At 77.3% G+C, this 687-nt stretch carries 1 protein-coding gene; it reads right to left on the minus strand.

Annotated elements, in window-relative coordinates; all coding sequences use genetic code 11:
• The coding region (locus FNQ90_RS25800; protein WP_182608513.1) for an alcohol dehydrogenase catalytic domain-containing protein at positions 1-432 on the minus strand (432 nt) is incomplete at its 3' end.
• Between the last annotated feature and the right edge of the window lie 255 nt (positions 433-687).

A 687-nucleotide genomic window follows, 5' to 3' on the forward strand; every position in this document is an offset into this window, starting at 1 on the left:
GTCCGGGGGCCCCGGATCGGCGACCCGCAGGATCCCGGCCGCCGTGCGGCCCGTCCCCACCAGCGCGACGGCCCGGGCCCCCGACAACTCGGCGGGGAGCTCGTGCAGCCGCTCCACGGCGGTCACCGCCCGCTCCGCGTACCCACCGGGCACCATGCCGAGGTGGGCCACGACCCGCCGCCCCAGCCACCACTCCGGGACGCCCGACCCGAGCGCGTCCACCGTGCCCGCCACCTCCCGGCCGGGCACCCCGGGCAGCTCCGGCAGCGGGAAGCCGCCCGCCCGGCCGGCGCGCAGGGCGGTGTCCAGCAGGTGCACGCCCGCCGCCTCGACCGCCATCCCCACCTCGCCGGGGCCGGGAGCGGGAGCGGGGACCTCCTCGGGACGCAGGTTCTCCGGCGGACCGAAGGCGTGCAGACGGATGGCGCGCATGACGGGCTCCTCCCCTCGTCCCGGCGGGCCGGGAACCGTGTGTCGCCGCCCGGTCGGACACCGGCACACCCCATGCTGAAACCTCGAGTTGCCCTGAGGTCAAGGCCGTGCGGGAGCCGGCCTCCCCGATCGGGTGCCGCGCCGTTCCCCGCCGGTTGTCGGTGCGGCCGGGCACACTGCCCCCATGCCCTCCCCCTGTCCCTTATACCCATCTGACGCGGCCGACGACGCGGCAAGTGTTTCACTGGGGGGTGC

Source organism: Streptomyces alkaliphilus (assembly GCF_014141535.1).
GTDB lineage: Bacteria > Actinomycetota > Actinomycetes > Streptomycetales > Streptomycetaceae > Streptomyces > Streptomyces alkaliphilus.